This window comes from Pseudomonas sp. KH_050, from assembly GCF_057838875.1.
The window spans coordinates 3,575,709-3,595,035 of record NZ_CM174478.1; the positions used below are offsets into that span (position 1 = coordinate 3,575,709).

Genomic DNA, 19,327 nt, shown 5'->3' on the forward strand with positions numbered 1-19,327 from the left:
GCTGCGATCTTTTGATCGTTAGCCTGCTTCCTTTTATTTCACACCCACGCCATGATGGAGTTCTCCAACCGCCCGCCCGCGAACGAGCCTTCATGTCTGCGCAACAGCCACCTGCCCTCAGCTCCATGGCGATCACCCTGCAGATCGTCTCTATCGTGTTTTATACCTTTGTTGCCTTTATCTGCATCGGCCTGCCGATCGCCGTGCTGCCTGGCTATGTCCATGAACAACTGGGTTTCAGTGCGGTAGTGGCCGGGCTGACCATCGGCGTGCAATACCTGGCGACCCTGCTCAGCCGTCCGCTGGCGGGGCGCCTGTCAGACAGCCTCGGCACCAAGCGTGCGATCGTTTACGGACTGTTGGGGATTGCCCTGAGTGGCGCGCTGACACTGATTTCGACGCTGCTGCAAAGCCAGCCGCTGCTGAGTCTGCTGATTCTGATCGGTGGGCGCTTATTGCTGGGCGTCGCCCAAGGCCTGATCGGGGTGGGCACCATCAGCTGGTGCATGGGCCAGGTCGGCGCAGAGCATACCGCCCGCTCGATCTCCTGGAACGGCATCGCCTCCTATGGGGCGATCGCCATCGGCGCGCCGCTGGGGGTGGTGATGGTTGCCGAGTGGGGGTTTGCCAGCCTGGGCATCGTCCTCTCGCTATTGGCGCTGGCAGCGTTGCTAATGATCCGCAACAAGCCCTCGGTCCCGGTGATTCTCGGCGAGCGGCTACCCTTCCGGGCGGTATTCGGGCGCATTGCCCCCTATGGGGCCAGCCTGAGCCTGGCATCGATCGGCTACGGCACCTTGACTACCTTTATTACCCTGTTCTATATCAGCCGCGGCTGGGTCGGTGCGGCGTACTGTCTGACGGTGTTCGGGGTGTGCTTCATCCTGGCGCGCCTGCTGTTTATCTCCAGCATCAACCGTTTTGGTGGTTTCGCGGCGGCGATCGCCTGTATGTGCATCGAAACCGTCGGCCTGGTGTTGCTCTGGCTTGCACCCTCGACAGGCTATGCCTTGATCGGCGCCGGGATGACCGGGCTTGGTTTGTCGCTGGTCTACCCGGCCCTTGGCGTCGAAGCGATCAAGCAGGTACCGAGCACCAGTCGCGGCGCGGGGCTGAGCGCATACGCGGTGTTTTTCGATCTGGCGCTGGCGATTGCCGGGCCATTGATGGGCGCCGTGGCGTTGAACCTGGGGTATTCGTGGATCTTCTTTTGCGCGGCGTTGTTGTCGGTGACAGGTTTGGGGCTGACTTTGTTGCTGAAGCGCCGGGCCATGTAGGGGGCCCCGATCGGCGTTCGATCGATATATTCGGTGTATCCGTCGGCGGAGTCTAAATCCCTGCCCTGCCTGGTTTGCCCAGGGCATGGGAAAAGAACCGGCCGGCTTCAGAAATCATTGTGCGGTGAATGTCTTTGCGGTCGACGCCGTTGGCGTCGGTGCACAGCGCCGGCATCGCCGTCAGTTGTTCCTCGGTACAGGGCGCCATGAACACAAAGTGCCCGGCCCCGGCCAACAACTTGAAATCCGGAGCAGTCGGCAGCTTGCGCGTCAGGGCAGCGGCGTTTTTGTCGAAGGCCACCAGTTTGTCGCCGTCGCCGCTTTACAGCAGCACCGGCACATGCACATCGGCCAGGGTATGGCGGCCGAACTTCAGGCTCAGCGGCGCCATCAACAACAACGCAAGAACCCGCGGATCGGCAACCATCACGCCTTTACACAAGCCTTACGCGGCAGCGAACAACTGCTCGCTGATCTGCACCAGGGCATCGCTCATGGCTTTGACGCGCACTTCGTCACCGTAGGCCAGGCCATGGGCACGGACGAACTCGATGTCAGTGATGCCCATGAAGCCGAGCATGACCTTCAAGTACTCTTCGTGGCCAACACCCGTGGCCTGGCCGACATGCAGACCGCCGGAAGTCGAAACCACCACGACTTTCTTGTTACCGCACAGGCCTTCAGGGCCGGCTTCGGTGTAACGGAAGGTCTGGCCGGCGACGGCGATGCGGTCGATCCAGGCTTTCAATTGAGTCGGGATGGTGAAGTTGTACATCGGCGCGGCGATGACCACGGCGTCCGCGGCAAGGAATTCGGCCAAGGCCTGCGCGCTCAGTTCGGCTTCGTGCTGCTGCGCGGCATCGCGCAGTTCAGCGGTGGTGCCGGCGGCAACCAGGGTGTTGGCGGAAAAATGGCTGATGGCATCGCTTGCCAGGTCGCGGTAAGTCACCACAGCTTGTGGCTCTGCGGCTTCCCAGGCTTGAACGACACTGCGGCTGAGCTGACGGGAAGCCGAGTTGTCGCCCAGGATGCTCGAATCGATATGCAGAAGTTTCATGTGGGATCTCCAAGTGAGGATCGCCACTGGGCGATCAAGTGAGGACAATCCTACAGATGAAAGCAATGGATGATTAGATGGCATAAATGCGATAGTTCGTCTCACTGATGGAACAATCGAGTGTTGACCATGCAAGACCTCAATGATCTCTACTATTTCGCCAAGGTCGTCGAAGCCGGTGGTTTCGCGGCCGCCGGGCGCCTGTTGGGCATTCCAAAGTCGCGTCTGTCGCGACGAATCGCCGAGCTCGAAGAGCGGCTTGACGCGCGCCTGCTGCAGCGAACCACCCGGCAATTGAAGCTGACCGCGGTCGGTGAACGTTATCTGCGGCACTGCCAGGCGATGTTGCTGGAGGCGGAAATGGCCGATGAAGCAGTCGCCAGCATGTCCAGTGAGCCCCGTGGGCGACTGCGCGTATCTTGCCCGGTGGGTCTGGCCCATGGGTTGCTGGCGTCGGTCATCAGCTCCTTTCTGGAGAAATTCCCCCAAGTGCAACTTGAAGTGCTGCTGCTCAATCGACGAGTCGACCTGGTGACCGAAGGAGTCGACGTCGCCTTGAGAGTGCGCGAACGCGGTGATGAAGACCCGCTGCTGGTCACCCGGCGCCTGCGTCAGGCCCAGACGGTGATGCTGGCCAGCCCGGCGTTCCTGCGCGAACGTGAAATCAGCAGCCCCGAGGATTTGAAAAATGTCCCGGTGCTGGGGGCCCTGGAGGCTGATCGCATGGTGCATTTGCGCATGCTCGATGAACACGGAACAGTCTCTGACCTGGCCCTTGAAGCGCGCCTGGGGATTGATGACTTCAATGTGCGCAAAACCTGCGCCCTGGCCGGTCTGGGTTTTACTATCCTGCCGATGCTGTATTGCGAGGAGGAACTGGAAAACGGCCAACTGGTCCAGCTATTGCCCCAGTGGTCGCTGCCGGGCGGCTGGCTGCAAGCGGTCTACCCTCATCGACGCGGGGTGCTGCCGGCGGTGCGCGCCTGGATTGATCATTTGAGTGAATCGTTCAAAAGCTGCGGAGATCGACTGCTATGAAAGCCAGGCGCATGACGGAAGAGGACGTGGCGAATTTCTGCCTGGCGCTGCCCGGCGCCAGGGAAGACTATAAATGGGGCGGTGTACGAGTGTTCTCGATAGCCGGGAACAAGATGTTCGCCCTGCAGAACCTGCGCGGCGCGTCGCTGGCATTCAAGGTCGACAAGGAACTGTTTCTCGGCCATGTCGACCGCCCGGGCATTCGCCCCGCGCCCTACCTGGCCAGGGCGCAGTGGATCATCATGGAACCGCCCTACCCGCTGGCTACCGAAGAGCTACAAGGCTTGCTGCAACGTTCCCACCAATTGGTGGTCAGCAAGTTGCCCAAGCGCGTGCAGGTCGGGTTGCTGCTCTAGAACAAGGAAAACAGCGTGGCGCCGAGGAACAGCTGATCGATCCAGAATACCTGGTGCAACAGCACGATCACCCAGAACACCAGTTGATAGGACAGCTTGCGGGTTTTGTGGCGAAACAGTTGCTGGGCCAACAACGCGCCCGGCCAGCCGCCGACCAGCTCCACGGCATGCAAAATGTTTTCCGGCGTGCGCCAACTGTCGGCGCGGGCCTTGCGCTTGTCATGCCAGTACAGGAAGAACGCCAGCAGGCTGACGATCCCGTAGGCGGCCAAGGGAATACTGGAAATCCCCCGCAGCCACAACATGGCCGAGCCGAAACCCGGCACGGCGCACAGCGCCAGAAAAACCAGGCCCTTGAATCGCGGGTGCGCAATGGCAGCCCCGGGCTGTTGCCCGGAGTTGCCGCGTGGCCGAGGCTCGATCACAGTTTGGCCGCCGCCCAGTCGACCCAGCCGAACTGCCAGGTCGCCAGGATCAGCAGGCCGAAGGCAATCCGGTACCAGGCAAATACCGCGTAGCTGTGACTGGCGATGAACCGCAGCAGCCCCCTGACCGAAAGCATCGCGAAGATGAACGCGGTGACAAAACCAATGGCGAAGACCGGAAAGTCATCCGGCTTGAACAGATCGCGGTATTTATAGCCGGAGTACACCGCCGCACCGACCATGGTCGGCATTGCCAGGAAAAACGAAAACTCCGTGGCGGTTTTACGCGAAAGACCGAACAGCAAGCCGCCAATGATGGTCGAACCGGAACGCGAAGTACCGGGGATCATCGCCAGACATTGGGCACAACCGACTTTCAGTGCATCTTTCCAGGTCATTTCGTCAACGCTGTGGGCATGCACTTCGTGTTTGCGACGCTCGGCCCAGAGCATGATTATCCCACCCACCACCAGCGCGCTCGCGACGGTAATCGGGTTGAACAGGTACTCATGAATCAGGTCGGCGAAAATCACCCCCAACACCACGGCTGGCAGAAACGCGATCAGCAGATTGACAGTGAAGCGCTGGGCATTGGGCTGTGTCGGCAGGCCGACGACCACATCGAAGATTTTCCGGCGAAACTCCCAGACCACCGCCAGAATCGCCCCGAGCTGGATAATGATGTTGAACGCCATGGCCCGCTCGCCACCAAAATTCAGCAAGTCCGCGACGATGATCTGGTGTCCGGTACTGGAAATCGGCAGAAACTCGGTCAGTCCCTCTACAACCCCTAAAACAAATGCCTGAACGGCAGTCCAAAGATCCATCAATCCCCCATGAAGCGATGCCTCCAGGCATGCCTCGTTAATATTTTCCATCGCCTTGACCGCGATAGCGTAGTCGAGTTTCAGCGCGCTCAGGATTAACCAAAAACCGTAAAAAACCCGTGAAAAATCAAGCCGGGCTCAGGTTTTTCCGCGCGCGGCCGAAATCCTATCAGACATCCTCGATTAACGCTGTCGCGTTAACAGGCTTGGGTCGGATGGGCTCACAGAACAAAACGTGTTTCGATGCTGGCAGATATTTAATACAAGAAAAAGAATCTGGAGTAACCGGTTATGAATAGCTTGCGCAGTGTATCGATCAGCCGTCGGCTGTGGCTCATCCTGATAGTGGCTGTGCTGATGCTGATGACCTTGGGCCTGTTGATGCTCAAGCAGATTCACGATGACCTCTACCTGGCCAAGGCCGAGAAAACCCAGCATGTGGTGCAGACCGCCAATGGGGTGCTGGAGTATTACCACGGCCTCGAAACCGCTGGCACCTTGAGCCGTGACGCCGCCCAGAAACAGGCATTGAGTGTGGTCCGCGGCCTGCGTTATGACCAGAAAGAGTACTTCTGGATCAACGATCTGAAGCCCGTGATGATCATGCACCCGACCAACCCGAAACTTGATGGTCAGGACCTCTCCACCATCAAGGATCCCGACGGTTTTGCGCTATTCAACGAGATGGTGGCCATCGCCAGGTCCAAGGGCGCCGGGATGGTCGACTACCGCTGGGCAAAACCGGGTGCCACTGCCCCGGTGCAAAAAACCTCCTACGTAAAACTGTTCGAACCCTGGGGCTGGGTCATCGGTTCCGGCGTGTACATCGATGACATGCAGGCCGAGTTCTACGGTCAAGTGTGGGAAGCCTCTGTCGTCGGGCTGGCAATTGCGCTAATCATGGCGTTGCTGGTGACGTTGATCGCCCGCAGTATCGTACGACCTTTGCAAGAGGCAGTGCAGGCCATGGCCAATATCGCCAGCGGCGAAAGCGACCTGACCCGCAGTCTCGATACCCACGGGCAGGACGAAGTCACCCAATTGGCCCACCATTTCAATAGCTTCACTGCCAAGTTGCGCGAGGTCATCTGCCAGTTGCAGATCTCCGCCAGCGCCTTGGGCCAGTCTTCGGCCGATCTGGGCAGCAACGCGGCCCAGGCTCAGGAGCGCAGCCAGCAACAATCCCAACAAATGGAACTGGTGGCCACGGCCATCAACGAAGTGACCTACGGGGTGCAGGATGTAGCGAAAAACGCCGAGCATGCGGCCAGTGAAATGCGCGACGCCGAAGCCCAGGCTCGCCAGGGCCAAGTGAATATCGATGGCAGCCTGCAACAGATCGATCAGCTGTCGAGCACCATTGATCAAGCTGTCGAGGTGATCCGCACGCTGGCGACCGAAAGCACCCAGATCGGCAGCGTCCTGGAGGTGATCCGCTCGATCGCCGAGCAAACCAACCTGCTGGCGCTCAATGCCGCGATTGAAGCCGCCCGCGCCGGTGAACAAGGTCGCGGGTTTGCGGTGGTCGCCGATGAAGTCCGGCTGCTGGCCCAGCGCACGCAGAAATCCACGGCCGAGATCCAGTCGATGATCGAGCGCCTGCAGTCCCATTCCGAGGCCGCGGTCAAAGTCATCAGCGACAGCAGTCGCGCCTCGCAACTGACCATCGAACAGGCCGGCCTGGCAGGGGCCAGCCTGAGTGCCATCGGCCAGGCGTTGCGTAATCTCAACGGGCTGAATGCCTCGATCGCCAGTGCAACGCTGCAACAGGCGCATGTGGTCGAAGACATCAACCAGAATGTCACCCAGGCTGCGGGGCTTTCCCAGAGCACTGCCCTGGCCGCCGAGCAGTCCAGCGTCGCCAGCCTGCATCTGAAACAACTGAGTGAGCAGTTGAACCGCTTGCTCAAACAGTTCCGGGTGTAATCCGGCTGAACAAAGAGCGAGTTTGCCCCAATGCAAGTCAGTTAACAGAAATATATAGTCGGACGATCAACTGTGGCGAGGGGGCTTGCCCCCGCTGGGGCGCGCAGCGGCCCTAAAACCTGCGAACCAGTTCTGCCTGGCACACCGCATGTGCAGGCTTTACGACTGCTTCGCCCGAGCGCGGACCGGCCGGCGGGGGCAAGCCCCCTCGCCACAGGTTTGCATTTCGGCGCTTTTTATCTTAACTGCTTGGCCTTAGGGCAAGTTCGCTCCTGCCCCCTCCCATCAGCAGCGGACCTTACGCACCGGCGCCGAGGTCCGTTGGCGTGTTTCCCACGCCTGGGCCAGACCGACCAGCGCATCGGATGCCGGCAGCATCGTGCGCCCGCGCACCAGATCGGCGGCGCGCTCGGCGAGCATGATGGTCGGGGCGTTGAGATTGCCGTTCGGCTCGCTGGGAAATACCGACGAGTCGATCACCCGCAAGCCGTCGATCCCGCGCACGCGCAATTGCGAGTCAACCACTGCCATGTCGTCCTCGCCCATGCGGCAAGAGCCACAGGGATGGTAGGTGCTCTCCAGGTTGTCGCGCACGAAGGCATCTATCTCTTCGTCAGTGTTCACCAGTGGTCCGGGCGCGATCTCGGTGTCACGGAAGCGATCCATCGCCGGCTGGCCGATGATTTCCCGGGTCAGGCGCACGCAACGGCGGAAGCCCTCGCGGTCCTCTTCCCGTTGCAGGTAGTTGAAGAGGATTTCCGGGTGTTCGTAGGGATCCGCCGAGCGAATCCGCACATGGCCCCGGCTCTTGGGTTTGTTCGGCCCGGTCAGCACCATGAAGCCGTGCCCCTTGATCGGTTTATTGCCGTCGTAGCGCATGGCTGCGGGCAGAAAGTGGAACTGGATGTCGGGCCAGCGCAACCCCTGTTCGGAGCGAATGAAGCCACCGGCCTCGAAGTGATTGGTCGCGCCGAGGCCGTCCTTGCGCAGCAGCCAGCGCAGACCGATCAACAGTTTGCTCAACGGGTCCATTTTGCTGTTGAGCGTCACCGGCTCCTTACAGCCGAACTGGATGTAGATTTCCGCGTGGTCCTGCAGGTTCTCCCCGACACCAGGCAGGTGATGCCGAACTTCCACACCGGCTTTACGGAGCACCTCGGTCGGCCCGATACCGGAGCGTTGCAGCAAGTGCGGGGCACCGATGGGGCCTGCGCAGATCAATACTTCTTTGTTGCAATGTACGGTATGGGTCTGGCCTTCGCAATCGTAGGTGATCCCCACCGCGCGCTTGCCGTCGAGGATGATCTGTCGGGTCATCGCCTGGGTTACCACAGTCAGATTGGGCCGCTTCATGGCCGGACGCAGATAGGCGTTGGCGGTGGAACAGCGCACGCCATTTTTCACGGTCATGTGCATCGCACCGAAACCTTCCTGCATAAAGCCATTGCAGTCATCCGTCTTGATGTAGCCCGCCTCCGCTCCGGCATCGACCCAGGCCCCGTACAGCGGGTTTTTCATGTGGTTGCCGTTGCTCGTGTGCAAGGGCCCGGAGCCGCCCCGGTATTCGTCACCGCCAGCCTCGCAACTTTCCGCGCGCTTGAAATACGGCAGGCAATTACGGTAGCCCCACCCTACCGCACCAAGGGATTCCCACTCGTCAAAGTCCAGGGCATGCCCGCGGATATACACCAGCCCATTGATTGACGAGGAACCACCCAGCACCTTGCCTCGCGGGCAGTGAACTCGACGTCCGTTGAGGTAAGGCTCGGGCTCGGTCTCATAACGCCAGTTGTACTTGGTGGTATTCATCGGGATCGAGAAGGCACTGGGCATCTGGATCACCACACTGCGATCACTGCCACCGTATTCCAGAACCAGCACGCGGGTGTCCGCATCTTCCGTCAGCCGGTTAGCCAGCACACACCCGGCAGATCCGGCGCCGATGATGATGTAGTCATAACGTTGGGTGGTCATGGTTATCTCCCAAAAGTCTTTTCACTGAGCAGTGGTGCCGGACGCGAAGCGTTCTTGTCGCCGGTGGTGTAATGCGGGCAAGTCTTCTCGATATTCTGGATCACGACTTCTTCGCGGTTGAGGTCAAGGGAGCGGCTGAGCCAGTAGTAGACCAGTCCCGAGACGATCAGCCCGACCAGCCAGGCGATGTCGATACTACCCAGGGCCCTGGCGAGCGGGCCGACGTAGACCTCGCGCTGCTCTACCCCGTCGTAGATGTAGAAGAACGGGATCATTGCGACGAAGCCGATCGCATACGAAACAATGCCCCGCAGGCCCCAGCTGCCATAGATGTTGTCGTGGGGCATGAAGAAGTGCGGGATGGCGTAGCGCCCCTTACGCACGAAGAAGTAGTCGGTCAGGTTGACCGAGGTCCAGGGCACCAGGAAATACAGCATGATCACCAGGTAGATCCCCAGCACCGACAGGCCTTTGCCGGAACCCTGGATGCTCAGCGCGACGCCCAGTTGCAGCAGGATGACAAAGCCGATCGCGATGATGCGCGCCTTGCGGGTGGGTTTGATGTGCCTGATCGAGTCGACACAGGTCAGCGTGGTCAGTTTCGCGCTGTAGATGTTCATCGCGATGACCGGCAGGAACGCCAGAATGGTCACGACCACCACCACGGTACCCATCAGCGGCGACCAGGCGTTGCCCACCTGCCCCAATGCCACCAGGACGTCGGTCGATTGCAGGTGATCGGCCAGCCAGCCACCCAGCGAGATCATCCAGGCGCCGGACAGTGATGCCCCTAGGAACACCACTGCGATCAGTCTGCCGCTCGGGGTATTCTTTGGCAGGTAGCGCGAATAGTCGGAAACATAGGGCGCGTAGGCGATGTTGTAGCTCGCCGCCGCGGCAAACTGGGCGATAAAGCCGGTCCAGTTGAAGCCTAAAGGCTCTGCAGCGACCTCACCGGCAGCGAGTACCGGCACCGGCGCATCCGGCACCCAGTGCATCAGCACCGCCAGCGTCACCAGGCCGTAGAGTGGCAACGACAACCACAGCGCCCACTTGAAGCTGCGGTGCATCCAGTCGTGACCGAGGATCGCCAGTACTGTCGCCGGCACCGTCACGGCCACCGCGACCGCCACTGGATTGAACCCGAAAAGCGTTTGCAGCCCCTGCATCATCAACACCAGGTTGACGATGTTGAAACCGGCGAAGACAAACAGCGTCGCCAGCAACACCAGGATGACTCCGCGATAACCGAACTGCGCCCGCGACTGGATCATCTGCGGCAGCCCCAGGTGCGGGCCCTGCGAGCCATGGAAGGCCATGAACAGTGTGCCGAACATGATGCCCAGCGTGCCGGCCAGGGTGGTCCACAAGGCGCTCAAGCCGACACTCGGCCCGACGAAGCCGATGGTCATGGTAAAGAAGGTGAAGTTGCCGAGGAACCAGAACGGCCCTTGGCTCGACAGTTTGTCGGTGCGTTCGTTTTCCGGAATGAAATCGATCGAATGCCCTTCGACGGTTAACTTGTCGTCGCGAGGCGTTGCGGTGATGGCGGCATCAGGATGGGTGTGCATGACGTACTCTCATAATTAGTGAAGATCATGACGAGATAACTGCAATCTTTCGGGTGAACGGCGCCCCGATGTTTGGTAGCGAGCCGCGTCCTTGCCGTTCCCGCCTTAGTGGCGCGTCATGCGTCAGGCGGGACCAAGCGTCAACCGATGATTAGGGCAGGGTTATCCAGACCGCCTTGGTCTCCAGCAAGTAATCGAGTTGCTCAGCCCCCAGGTCCTTGCCGAACCCGGACTGTTTGTAACCACCGAACGGCATCGATGGGTCGATGGTGCTGTGGGCATTGACGTACACAGTGCCGGCCCGTAGCCGTGGGATCAAGCTGTGTACGCGGCCCAGGTCGTTGGAATAGAGCGCAGCGGCCAGCCCGTAGGGCGAGTCGTTGGCCAGTTCCAGGGCCTCCTCCACATCGTCGAAGGGTGCGGTGACCAGCACCGGACCAAAAACCTCCTCCTGGACGATCCGCATGTCATTGCGGCAATGAGCGAAGATGGTCGGTTCGACGAAAAAGCCTGGGCCATCGACCGGCTGGCCGCCATAGACCAGTTCGGCACCTTCGCGCTTGCCCAGAGCGATGTAGTCCGTCACCCGCTGCTTCTGCAACGCCGACACCAACGGGCTGATGAAACAGTCGGGGTCCAGTCCCGGAGCCATCTTTAAGGTCCGGGTGTAGTCGATCAGCTCACGCAAGAATTCGTCGTAAATGCTCCGATGGATGTAGGCACGGGTGCCGGCGTCGCAGACCTGACCGGAGTTGAAGAACACCCCATTGGCGATCGCCTGGGCCGCGGCCGGCACATCCGCATCGGCAAGTACGATAACCGGAGATTTTCCTCCGAGTTCGAGGGTTAGTCGCTTCATTTCATCCAGCGCCGCCCGCCCGACAGTCCGGCCGACCGGAGTCGACCCGGTGAAGGTCAACTTGTCGATGCCGCGGTGGGTGGCCATCGCCGCGCCTACCACGCTACCGCGCCCGGTCACAATGTTGATCACCCCGTCCGGAATGCCCGCTTCTTGCACCAGTTCGGCGAAACGCAAGGCCGAGAGCGACGTCAGCTCGGCGGGTTTGACCACTATGGTACAGCCGGTGGCCAGCGCAGCACCGAGCTTCCAGGCCATGGTTTGCAGCGGGAAATTCCATGGCACGATGGCGCCGACCACGCCCACCGGTTCCTTGCGGGTATAGGCCAGGTAGTTGCCTGGCAAGGACGGCTCGACGGTGCGCCCGTGCAGTTTGGTCGCCCAACCGGCGAAGTAACGCAGGGTGTCGACCGTGCCCTGGATATCGACATCCCGCGCCTGGGTGGCTGATTTGCCCATGTCGATGGATTCGATTTCAGCCAGTTCGACCGCGTTGTTTTCGATCAGGTCAGCCAGCCGCTGCATCATCCTCTCGCGTTCCAGCGGTTTGGCCTGGCGCCAGGCACCGCCGTCAAACTGGGCGCGGGCGGCTTGCACGGCGCGATCCAGATCGTCGGTGGTGCCCATGGGAATGCGGGTGAGCACGCCTTCGGTCGACGGCTCGATGACATCCGCGGTCTGGCCGTCACTGGCCGCGACCCAGGCACCACCGATGAACATCTTCTGGACCTTGCCGAGGAAGGTCTGGGTGGCTTCGGATACGCCGAATTTCTGCAGGTATTGCTTGACGATCGTGTCCATTATTATTCTCTCTGGCCGGCGTTTGCGTTCACGCCGAACCACTGAAGTGGTTCAATGATCGCCCCCTGGCCGCACGAGCCCGGGGGTGTTCCGTCAGTCACATGGCCCGCGCCTTGGCCCGTTCGTGGTAAATGAAACCGATGCTGTTGAGCAACAATTGCGCGGCGAGAATCGAAGTCACCCCGGCAGGGTCATAGACGGGCGCAACCTCCACCAGATCCATGCCGATGATGTTGCCTTTGCTGCGTTTGGCCAGGGCCTGGATGATTTCCAGCACTTCGTAATACAGGAAGCCGCCATGGCTGGGGGTACCCGTGCCCGGGGCAATGGACGGGTCGAAGCCATCGATGTCGATGGTGATGTAGTAGTTGACGCCTCGTGGAATCAGCTCCAGTACGCCCTCGGTGCCCAGCCGACGGACATCGCGCACCGACAGGATCTTCGAACCGGCGGCATGCGCGGCTTCATAGTCATCGCGGTTGGACGATGACACGTTGCGGATGCCCATCTGGGTCATGCCGACGATGTGATCCATTTCCGAAGCACGCCGCAGCGGATTGCCATGCCCGTAGCGCACACCATGGCGCTCATCGACGAAATCCAGGTGAGCGTCGAAGTGCACGATATGAATTGGCCCCTGGCCCTCGAATGCCTTGATCACCGGCGCGTGGACCGAATGGTCGCCGCCGAGGACCACTGGCATGGCGCCGGCCTGGAGAATCTTGCGCACGGCAAACTCGATGTTATCGTTACTGGTCTGCATGTCGGTATGGACGATATCGGCATCGCCGACATCCACCATGCGGACGTCATCGCGGGTCAGGTAGAGCACGTCATCTTCATGGTCGTAGGCGCCGGCATGGCCGAACGAGAACAAGGTCGACGCTTCACGAATCCCGCGCGGCCCAAAGCGAGCGCCGGAACGCCATTGAGTCCCCATGTCGTTGGGGGCGCCGAGGATAGCCACGTCGGCATCCAGTGCCTCCCAATCGGTGCACACCGGGGACTTGGCAAAGGTGCAGTGGCCTACGAATGGAAGGTTCAAGCGGCCGGATTCATAACCGTGCTTAGACATGTCGATGCATCTCCGTTCTTATTGTTCGGCGAGGGCGGAGCTGGTAAGTCACCGCCGTTGGAGTGACTATGAGCGTCGGATTCCAGAGAAAAAATGCTAACTATCCGATACTCACATCGGCATCGGCGATGCATCGACAGGCAGGAGATTCGAGTTGAATCAGTTGCACGACGTGGACTTGAAGTTGCTCAGGGTGTTTGCCGCCATCGTCAAATGTGGCGGTTTTTCCGCCGCTCAGGCGGCGCTGAATGTCGGCCAGTCGACCATCAGCGAGCAGATGAGCCAGCTGGAAACCCGGCTCGGCGTGAAGCTCTGCCAGCGTGGGCGCAGCGGCTTTCGCCTGACCGAACAAGGTGTGGCGGTTTACGAGTCGACCCAGCGCCTGTTGGCGGCCGTGGACAATTTCTGCCTGGATACCGATGTGCTCAAACAGCACATCACCGGGCAGCTCAACCTGGGCATCATCGATTCGACCATCACCGACCCTGACTCGCCGCTGCCGAAGACCACCCAGCGCTTTGTTTCCAGAGGGCACGATGTGCACCTCAACGTGTACGTCGGCACCCCCGCGGAACTCGAGGAGCGGGTACTCGACGGCCGTCTGCATCTGGCTATCGGACACTTCCCAAGCCATGTACCCGGCCTGGAATATCTGGCGCTCTACCAGGAAGCCCTCGGTTTTTTCTGCGGTCGACGCCATCCGCTGTTTGGCTGCAAAGCCGAGGGTAAGGAGCTGCTCGAGGAGATCGGCGAGAGTCGCATCGTCGCTCGAGGATTCATGCAGCAATACGACCTGGAAAATATTGGAGTCAGCAAAGCCGCGGCCACCGTAGACAACATCGAAGCACTGGCCATTCTGATCATCTCGGGTGCCTATCTGGGATTTCTGCCGGTGCATTTCGCCGCTCAGTGGGTCAAGACCGGCGACCTGCAGCAGCTGGCGCCGCTAAGCCTGCGACTGATGTCGCCGTTCGATGTGATCACTCGCCGAGGCATTGCCCCACCGCCAATTCTGCGGGTATTCCTTGAAGACCTCGCGGCTACTTCACGCAACGAAGCGCATGGTTGAATGGATTTTCCTGCACCTTCATGCCTGTACCCGGTCGGCGCAGGAGCTGGCGCAGCCTGCGATCTGTTGGCGGTTCCGAAGAGTGCCCGAAGCAAGATCAAAAGATCGCAGCCTGCGGCAGCTCCTACGCGGGATTGCGGACACCCACGATAGTGCAGGGGTACACGGACGGCGTAGGAGCTGGCGCAGCCTGCGATCTATTGGCGGTTCCGAAGAGTGCCCGAAGCAAGATCAAAAGATCGCAGCCTGCGATTTGTTGGCGGTTCCGAAGAGCGCCCGAAGCAAGATCAAAAGATCGCAGCCTGCGGCAGCTCCTACACGGGATTGCGGACACCCGCGATATTGCAGGGGCACACGGACGGCGTAGGAGCTGGCGCAGCCTGCGATCTTTTGGCGGTTCCGAAGAGTGCCCGAAGCAAGATCAAAAGATCGCAGCCTGCGCCAGCTCCTACGGGCCGTACCCGGTTACAATTCGTCCCCTCTTCGACTTCCCCCAAGGAACCCCTATGTCCGGGCTTGAACTGTTTGCCGCTACCCTCGGCGTCATCGCCGTCTGGCTGACAGTCAAACAGAACCCTTGGTGCTGGCCGATCGGCCTGGTCATGGTGTCGCTCTACAGCTGGATCTTCTATGAGGTGAAGCTGTATTCGGACATGCTCCTGCAAGTGATCTATGCCGTTTTGCAGCTTTATGGCTGGTGGCAGTGGACTCGTGCAGGCGAGGCGCATCATGGACGGCAAGTCAGTCAATTGGACACTCAATCGATACTGCTCGGCCTGGCCGTCGGCGCCGTTGGCAGCCTGCTGCTGGGGGCCGCCATGGCCCATTGGACCGATGCCGCACAACCCTGGCTGGACGCGGCACTGACCGGGTTCAGCCTGGTCGCGCAGCTATGGATGGCCCAGAAGCGCGTGCAATGCTGGCCGCTGTGGATTGCGCTCGATGTGATTTTCGTCGGGTTGTTCATCTATAAAGGCATGTACCTGACCGCCACGCTCTACGGCCTGTTTACCCTGTTGGCGATACAGGGCTGGCGAGAATGGCGCGCGGCCCCGGTGTTGCGCACATGAAAGTCCTGGTCTTGACCGGCCCGGAATCCAGCGGCAAAAGCTGGCTTTCGAGCGAGATTCACACCAATTTTGGCGGCCTATTGGTCGGTGAGTACGTTCGGCATTTCATCGAAAGTGAAGCCCGCGAAACCCGTTACGATGACATTACATCCATCGCACATGGCCAGCTGGTTTGGGAAGATGAAGCACGCGCCAAACAACCGTCACTGCTGATTCTCGATACGCACCTCTTAAGCAATATCCTTTGGAGTCGCACGTTGTTTGGCGCTTGCCCGACGTGGATCGAGCAAGCATTGCTGGCACGGCACTACGACCTGCATTTGCTGCTGAGCCCTGAAACCGTCGACTGGCATGACGACGGGCAGCGTTGCCAACCGCAACTGGCAGAACGCCAGGCATTTTTCCAGGCCAGCCGTCAATGGCTTGACCTGCACCGCCAGCCTTGCCAGGTACTGCAAGGTGATTGGAAACAACGCAAGGACGCGGCATTCGAGGCTGTGACGCGCTTGCTCAAGGCCTGACAGGGGTACCCTGCCCCGCCCTGCCGCTGTCCATTCCTGAAACACCCACCTCTGCGCAAACCCGCGAGCTAACGCGGCCCGAGCACTCCAGCAAGAAAATGTTAAGCCACTGATACAACCTGCCTTCAGCGCCCTTAGCGAGCAATGCCGCCAGCATTGGCGGCGCTTTTGCGTGGGTCTGTCTCAGTGGCGTTACACAATTTTTTTGACCCCCTCGAAATTTAAGCCAACCAACTGTTTTTAAAAGAAAAACAAAACCCGGCACAGCTTCTGCTCTCTTCCTCGCAACGCTGATAAGGGCCAGCGTTCCACTTACAGAAGGAATTGCCGCCGTGGGGAAATTTGATACAAGCATCTATATCCTCCTCCTGCTGATCGGATGCGCACTGGGCTCAAGTTTCAGCCTGCCTGTACAGGCTGACAACGGCGTCATTCTTATCAAACGTGATGTCCAACCGCGCAACGCAACGATTCCGCCGTTGATTCCCGACCCTGACCCCACGACCGTCAATGCCAACCCGTCCAAACATGTCCTCAGGCAAACGAACGAGTTGAGCGATGGCGACTTTGCCAGCGTCGCCAGTGGTGCAGGCATCTCCCGCCTGGTCACTCAAAACACCAACAACCTGGGCGGCAATATCACCAACCAGACCCAGCTTTCCAACCCCTCCGCTGGACGTTCGGGAAATTCGGGCAACGGTATTGCCAACATGGTCAATTCAAACATCCAGCAAGGCCTGGGTGCTTTGAAAATCATAACGGGAGACCGTTAAGATGAATCGTACGCTGCTGATTATCGCGATGTTTTGCAGTGCATCGACCTTTGCCCAATCTCCCGTCATCAATAACGCCGAAATCGACGGTTCGGGCATGCAGTACCAGGGCAACCTCGCGGTCAACCAGGCGGCGGGTGATCTGCAGCAACAGGCCAACGCCCGGGCCTTCGCCAATGGCAACAATGCCAGTGCGACCACCCAGATTCGCCAACGGCTGCATACGCTGGTCGACCCCAGGATCGATGCTCGATCCAGCATTCAAGGCGACTCCTTCAGCCATGGCAACGGCGCATTGGGCGTCAACCAGAGCTCGGGTGCCAGTAACCAGCAAGCCAATGCACTGCGTATCAGCATCAGTGCTCAGCCGCAAAGTATCGACGACAGCGTCCTCAGGCAACAGAACGTGGCGCTGATCAACAACTCCGATCCAACTGACTCTGCACCAGGCTATCGCCAGGTCGCTACCAGCGATCAGGCCTTCACCGGTAGCCGTGGGGTGATTCAGTTGAATCAGAGCGCCGGGGTGGGAAACCGAACGGCCAACACCCTGAGCGTACGGGTCACGGATTGACCCAAATAGGTAGGAACAACACTTAACCTAAAATAAGTACGGAGAATCACCATGAAACCCTCGATGGCAATCAAGCCTCTGGTTTTCGCAATTGCTGCGGTCATGGCTGTTGCTGTACAAGCTGGGCAGAACGATCGGCGTGACAATGGCCACCACAATGGCCATCATAACAACGGTCACCACAAACCTCCTCCTCCAAAAAAAATCAATGTCTACGCGACTGCCGAGGCATGGGATTATCAGAGCAGTACCGACAACTTCATCAAAAATGAAGGGACTGAGAACGAAGCCGAGATGAGCAGCTCTGCCGAAGGCACCAGCGGCAACGTCGGCGTCAACGTGGCTGCAGGCAACGGCAACCAACAAGACAACGCGGCCGCCATCGCAAACGCTGGCACCACCTCCGATCTTGATAACAGCTTCGTGTTCGGCCATTCCGATGCCAACGCTTACGTCAATCAATACAGCGACAATAACAAGGTCATCAACTACTCCACCCAAAACTCTGCCACGATGAGCGGATCGGCCAATAGCGGCAGCGGCAATATGGGTATCAACATTGCTGCAGGAGACCTTAACCAACAGAAAAACACCATGGCAATTGCCAACGCCAATGCCCCGCTCGGTAACGCAACAGCCACCGCCTCTGCCAATCAAGAGAGTCCTGGCCTGGTAGTGATTAACAACGCCGATCGGACGTACCGCGTGGATACGCTGACATTTACCAAAACGGCCAGCGGTAGTTTCTCTAAAGATAAGTCATCCGAGTTGCACATTGATAAGAGCAAATCTTCGAGCTTTGAGGTCAGCGGTTCCAAGAGCTTTGATGTGAGCGGCTCTAAGAGCTTTGATGTGAGCGGTTCTAATCACTTTGATGCGACCGCTACCAAGAGTGCTTCTTTGAGCATTGATGTGGAAGCTGATCTGGATGCTTCCAAGACCGTTACTTGGGATCATGGCCGTTACGAGCGCAGCCGCAGTGTGAGTGTCGACGCATCGCTTGACGCATCGCTCGACGCATCGATCGAAAAAACGCGCTCCAAATCGTACGACTCCTCGTTCGAAAAATCGTTCGATAAATCGTTCGAAAAATCGTTCGACAAATCGTTCGAAAAATCGGGCAGTAAATCGTCCGAATCTTCGTTCGACAAATCGAAAAGCTACAGTGAGAGCAGCTCTTTTGATTTGAGCAACACTTATTCCTATCAAGTGCTGACTCCAACTGGCTGGGCAAACCCTGTGACCAACACTGCGACCCTTAGCGGTTCGGTTAATGGTGGCAGTGGCAACCTGGGCGTCAACGTGGCTGCCGGTGTGGGTAACCAACAAAGCAACTCGCTGTCCATCGCCAACCAATCGTTCTAATTGCTGTCTCTGGAGGCCCCCTTATGGGGGCCTTTTTCAACACAACCAGAAGGCGTCCCACCATGCGCATTATCGCCTTGGCATTTTTGCTTTGCGTGGCCAGTGTGAGCGAGGCTGCGCAAATGCCGCTTTCCGTCCTGCCGGGCGGCGCGGTGGTGTATAAGCCGATCCAGAGCATACGCGAGCGAAAATTTGCCAACCTGGTGCAACAGAAAACCGACTTCAGTTGCGGCGCAGCTGCGCTGGCGACCATATTGCGCCAGGCCTATTGGCTGGACGTGAACGAAGAACAAATCATCGAAGGCATGCTGTCACACTCCGATCAGGATCTTGTCCGCGTCCAGGGCTTCTCCATGCTCGACATGAAGCGTTACGTGGAAAGTATCGGCATGCGCGCCCGTGGCTACCGGGTAGCGACGCAAACGTTGAGCGAAATCAGAATTCCGGTTGTGGTACTCCTGGATATCCGTGGCTACAAACATTTTGTGGTCATGCAAAGAGTCCATAACGGCTGGGTATATATCGGAGATCCGGTACTCGGTCATAAACGTTACACAGTCGACGACTTTGTCAAAGGCTGGAACGGCATCGTCTTTGCCGTCATCGGCCAGGGCTACGACAAAACCAATGCGTTGCTCGACCCACCCATGCCACTGACCGCCAAGAACCGCATCAACACCTTCACCCCGGTGCAAGACGCAGAGTTGATGGATTTCGGATTCATCCAAAGCGACTTCTTCTAATGACAAGGGGCACGACGCTCCGGGAG

18 protein-coding genes and 1 pseudogene are annotated in these 19,327 nt (G+C 59.2%); 11 read left to right on the top strand and 8 right to left on the bottom strand.

The window, feature by feature from the left end:
- The first annotated feature begins 92 nt into the window (after nucleotides 1-92).
- Nucleotides 93-1,277 carry an MFS transporter gene (locus AC3IUA_RS16345; RefSeq protein ID WP_489355371.1) on the top strand — a complete coding sequence of 395 codons (1,185 nt, stop codon included), beginning with the start codon at nucleotides 93-95 and terminating at the stop codon, nucleotides 1,275-1,277.
- A gap of 52 nt (nucleotides 1,278-1,329) precedes the next feature.
- Here the strand turns inward: AC3IUA_RS16345 and AC3IUA_RS16350 are convergent.
- Together AC3IUA_RS16350 and AC3IUA_RS16355 are read right to left on the bottom strand one after the other, a co-directional pair.
- Nucleotides 1,330-1,701, bottom strand: a pseudogene (locus AC3IUA_RS16350) (dienelactone hydrolase); the annotation flags it as partial.
- Between the two features lie 21 nt (nucleotides 1,702-1,722).
- Nucleotides 1,723-2,334: an FMN-dependent NADH-azoreductase gene (locus AC3IUA_RS16355; protein ID WP_489355373.1), complete on the bottom strand. Its 612-nt coding sequence runs from the start codon at nucleotides 2,332-2,334 to the stop codon at nucleotides 1,723-1,725.
- Nucleotides 2,335-2,463: 129 nt separating this feature from the next.
- On the opposite strand from AC3IUA_RS16355, the gene AC3IUA_RS16360 reads away from it, so the two are divergent.
- On the top strand, nucleotides 2,464-3,372 hold the full coding sequence (locus tag AC3IUA_RS16360; RefSeq protein ID WP_489362373.1) for a LysR substrate-binding domain-containing protein: 909 nt from the start codon (nucleotides 2,464-2,466) through the stop codon (nucleotides 3,370-3,372).
- The gene (locus AC3IUA_RS16365) at nucleotides 3,369-3,728 is read left to right on the top strand and encodes an MmcQ/YjbR family DNA-binding protein (RefSeq protein WP_489355375.1); all 360 of its coding nucleotides are present in this window, start codon (nucleotides 3,369-3,371) and stop codon (nucleotides 3,726-3,728) included. Before AC3IUA_RS16360 ends, AC3IUA_RS16365 begins: the two co-directional genes overlap by 4 nt.
- On the opposite strand, the gene AC3IUA_RS16370 is transcribed toward AC3IUA_RS16365, so the two are convergent.
- Both AC3IUA_RS16370 and AC3IUA_RS16375 read right to left on the bottom strand, forming a co-directional pair.
- Nucleotides 3,725-4,150 (bottom strand): DUF1294 domain-containing protein, encoded by a 426-nt coding sequence (locus tag AC3IUA_RS16370; protein WP_489362374.1) that lies wholly within the window; start codon nucleotides 4,148-4,150, stop codon nucleotides 3,725-3,727. The two genes, AC3IUA_RS16365 and AC3IUA_RS16370, sit on opposite strands and share 4 nt — an antisense overlap.
- Nucleotides 4,150-4,980: an undecaprenyl-diphosphate phosphatase gene (locus AC3IUA_RS16375; protein WP_489355377.1), complete on the bottom strand. Its 831-nt coding sequence runs from the start codon at nucleotides 4,978-4,980 to the stop codon at nucleotides 4,150-4,152. The genes AC3IUA_RS16370 and AC3IUA_RS16375 overlap by 1 nt, the downstream gene beginning before the upstream one ends.
- 291 nt (nucleotides 4,981-5,271) lie before the next feature.
- On the opposite strand from AC3IUA_RS16375, the gene AC3IUA_RS16380 reads away from it, so the two are divergent.
- Nucleotides 5,272-6,906 (top strand): methyl-accepting chemotaxis protein, encoded by a 1,635-nt coding sequence (locus tag AC3IUA_RS16380; RefSeq protein WP_489355379.1) that lies wholly within the window; start codon nucleotides 5,272-5,274, stop codon nucleotides 6,904-6,906.
- Between the two features lie 285 nt (nucleotides 6,907-7,191).
- Here the strand turns inward: AC3IUA_RS16380 and betA are convergent, their stop codons facing one another.
- From betA to speB, 4 genes are all read right to left on the bottom strand, one after another.
- The gene (gene betA / locus AC3IUA_RS16385; RefSeq protein WP_489355380.1) at nucleotides 7,192-8,880 is read right to left on the bottom strand and encodes a choline dehydrogenase; all 1,689 of its coding nucleotides are present in this window, start codon (nucleotides 8,878-8,880) and stop codon (nucleotides 7,192-7,194) included.
- Nucleotides 8,881-8,882: 2 nt separating this feature from the next.
- The gene (locus AC3IUA_RS16390) at nucleotides 8,883-10,451 is read right to left on the bottom strand and encodes a purine-cytosine permease family protein (RefSeq protein ID WP_489355382.1); all 1,569 of its coding nucleotides are present in this window, start codon (nucleotides 10,449-10,451) and stop codon (nucleotides 8,883-8,885) included.
- 151 nt (nucleotides 10,452-10,602) lie between these two features.
- Complete coding sequence (locus tag AC3IUA_RS16395) at nucleotides 10,603-12,111, bottom strand: aldehyde dehydrogenase family protein (protein ID WP_489355384.1); 1,509 nt, start codon at nucleotides 12,109-12,111, stop codon at nucleotides 10,603-10,605.
- 97 nt (nucleotides 12,112-12,208) lie between these two features.
- Nucleotides 12,209-13,186: an agmatinase gene (gene speB, locus AC3IUA_RS16400; protein WP_489355386.1), complete on the bottom strand. Its 978-nt coding sequence runs from the start codon at nucleotides 13,184-13,186 to the stop codon at nucleotides 12,209-12,211.
- Nucleotides 13,187-13,340: 154 nt separating this feature from the next.
- On the opposite strand from speB, the gene AC3IUA_RS16405 reads away from it, so the two are divergent.
- The 7 genes from AC3IUA_RS16405 (at nucleotide 13,341) to AC3IUA_RS16435 (ending at nucleotide 19,301) form a co-directional block, all read left to right on the top strand.
- On the top strand, nucleotides 13,341-14,255 hold the full coding sequence (locus AC3IUA_RS16405) for a LysR family transcriptional regulator (protein ID WP_489355388.1): 915 nt from the start codon (nucleotides 13,341-13,343) through the stop codon (nucleotides 14,253-14,255).
- A 506-nt stretch (nucleotides 14,256-14,761) separates the two neighbouring features.
- Complete coding sequence (pnuC, locus tag AC3IUA_RS16410) at nucleotides 14,762-15,325, top strand: nicotinamide riboside transporter PnuC (protein ID WP_489355390.1); 564 nt, start codon at nucleotides 14,762-14,764, stop codon at nucleotides 15,323-15,325.
- Nucleotides 15,322-15,846 carry an AAA family ATPase gene (locus AC3IUA_RS16415; protein ID WP_489355392.1) on the top strand — a complete coding sequence of 175 codons (525 nt, stop codon included), beginning with the start codon at nucleotides 15,322-15,324 and terminating at the stop codon, nucleotides 15,844-15,846. Before pnuC ends, AC3IUA_RS16415 begins: the two co-directional genes overlap by 4 nt.
- A 332-nt stretch (nucleotides 15,847-16,178) precedes the next feature.
- A complete protein-coding gene (gene fapA / locus AC3IUA_RS16420; protein WP_489355393.1) occupies nucleotides 16,179-16,619 on the top strand; it encodes a fibril amyloid chaperone protein FapA in 441 nt (146 codons plus the stop codon).
- Nucleotide 16,620: 1 nt separating this feature from the next.
- Nucleotides 16,621-17,193 (top strand): fibril amyloid subunit FapB, encoded by a 573-nt coding sequence (gene fapB / locus AC3IUA_RS16425; protein ID WP_489355395.1) that lies wholly within the window; start codon nucleotides 16,621-16,623, stop codon nucleotides 17,191-17,193.
- A gap of 51 nt (nucleotides 17,194-17,244) precedes the next feature.
- Nucleotides 17,245-18,558: a heme utilization protein gene (locus tag AC3IUA_RS16430; protein ID WP_489355397.1), complete on the top strand. Its 1,314-nt coding sequence runs from the start codon at nucleotides 17,245-17,247 to the stop codon at nucleotides 18,556-18,558.
- Nucleotides 18,559-18,620: 62 nt separating this feature from the next.
- Nucleotides 18,621-19,301, top strand: a complete 681-nt coding sequence (locus AC3IUA_RS16435; protein WP_489355399.1) for a C39 family peptidase — start codon at nucleotides 18,621-18,623, stop codon at nucleotides 19,299-19,301.
- Nucleotides 19,302-19,327 lie beyond the last annotated feature (26 nt).

Excerpts from the sequence above, each read along its gene's own strand:
- AC3IUA_RS16345 (WP_489355371.1), top strand. The coding sequence starts at position 93 with ATGTCTGCGCAACAGCCACCTGCCCTCAGCTCCATGGCGATCACCCTG.
- AC3IUA_RS16355 (WP_489355373.1), bottom strand. The coding sequence starts at position 2,334 with ATGAAACTTCTGCATATCGATTCGAGCATCCTGGGCGACAACTCGGCT.
- AC3IUA_RS16360 (WP_489362373.1), top strand. The coding sequence starts at position 2,464 with ATGCAAGACCTCAATGATCTCTACTATTTCGCCAAGGTCGTCGAAGCC.
- AC3IUA_RS16365 (WP_489355375.1), top strand. The coding sequence starts at position 3,369 with ATGAAAGCCAGGCGCATGACGGAAGAGGACGTGGCGAATTTCTGCCTG.
- AC3IUA_RS16375 (WP_489355377.1), bottom strand. The coding sequence starts at position 4,980 with ATGGATCTTTGGACTGCCGTTCAGGCATTTGTTTTAGGGGTTGTAGAG.
- AC3IUA_RS16380 (WP_489355379.1), top strand. The coding sequence starts at position 5,272 with ATGAATAGCTTGCGCAGTGTATCGATCAGCCGTCGGCTGTGGCTCATC.
- betA (WP_489355380.1), bottom strand. The coding sequence starts at position 8,880 with ATGACCACCCAACGTTATGACTACATCATCATCGGCGCCGGATCTGCC.
- AC3IUA_RS16390 (WP_489355382.1), bottom strand. The coding sequence starts at position 10,451 with ATGCACACCCATCCTGATGCCGCCATCACCGCAACGCCTCGCGACGAC.
- AC3IUA_RS16395 (WP_489355384.1), bottom strand. The coding sequence starts at position 12,111 with ATGGACACGATCGTCAAGCAATACCTGCAGAAATTCGGCGTATCCGAA.
- speB (WP_489355386.1), bottom strand. The coding sequence starts at position 13,186 with ATGTCTAAGCACGGTTATGAATCCGGCCGCTTGAACCTTCCATTCGTA.
- pnuC (WP_489355390.1), top strand. The coding sequence starts at position 14,762 with ATGTCCGGGCTTGAACTGTTTGCCGCTACCCTCGGCGTCATCGCCGTC.
- AC3IUA_RS16415 (WP_489355392.1), top strand. The coding sequence starts at position 15,322 with ATGAAAGTCCTGGTCTTGACCGGCCCGGAATCCAGCGGCAAAAGCTGG.
- fapB (WP_489355395.1), top strand. The coding sequence starts at position 16,621 with ATGAATCGTACGCTGCTGATTATCGCGATGTTTTGCAGTGCATCGACC.
- AC3IUA_RS16430 (WP_489355397.1), top strand. The coding sequence starts at position 17,245 with ATGAAACCCTCGATGGCAATCAAGCCTCTGGTTTTCGCAATTGCTGCG.
- AC3IUA_RS16435 (WP_489355399.1), top strand. The coding sequence starts at position 18,621 with ATGCGCATTATCGCCTTGGCATTTTTGCTTTGCGTGGCCAGTGTGAGC.